This window comes from Vibrio sp. D173a (genome assembly GCF_030248475.1).
The window spans coordinates 1-595 of sequence record NZ_JAHGAH010000869.1 but is presented as its reverse complement, the minus strand read 5'-3'; the positions used below and the strand labels follow the sequence as shown (position 1 = coordinate 595).

Below are 595 nucleotides of genomic sequence, written 5' to 3'. Positions count from 1 at the left end.
TGACGTCTCATTCTTATGAAAGTAAAGTGAATAACATATATCTAACACTGCCGCAAAACCCCGACAAGCCGCTGTGATTCTCAGACGCCAAAACTTGTAAGGAAACACCTATGAGCAGCCGGAAACCAGCAACCATCGCCGTACGTACTGGTATCGAGTCAGACACTCAACATCATGCCGTAGTTCCACCCATTTATCTGTCGACTAACTACGGTTTTCCCGCTTTTGGTGAAGTGCCTAAATATGACTACACGCGTTCAGGCAACCCAAACCGTGGTTTGTTAGAGACAGCGCTGTTTGAATTGGAATCTGGTAAGGGAGCAGTAGTGACTAACTGTGGCACCTCTGCTTTGAATTTGTGGGTTTCTGCTTTTCTTGGTAGTGATGACCTGATCGTAGCACCACACGACTGCTACGGTGGTACTTACCGTCTGTTTAACACTCGTTCACAAAAAGGCGATTTTAAGGTGCTGTTTGTGGATCAATCGGATCAAGCAGCATTCGATGCAGCGATCGCACTCAAGCCTAAGTTGATCTTACTAGAGACGCCATCTAACCCGCTGGTTCGCGTGGTGGATATTGCAGAGACTTGCCG

General features: G+C 47.2%; 1 protein-coding gene. It reads left to right on the top strand.

Annotated elements, in window-relative coordinates; translation table 11 throughout:
• Positions 1-110 precede the first annotated feature (110 nt).
• Positions 111-595 (top strand): PLP-dependent transferase (locus KIV40_RS29910; protein WP_285352901.1); only part of this gene is annotated, 485 nt, incomplete at its 3' end.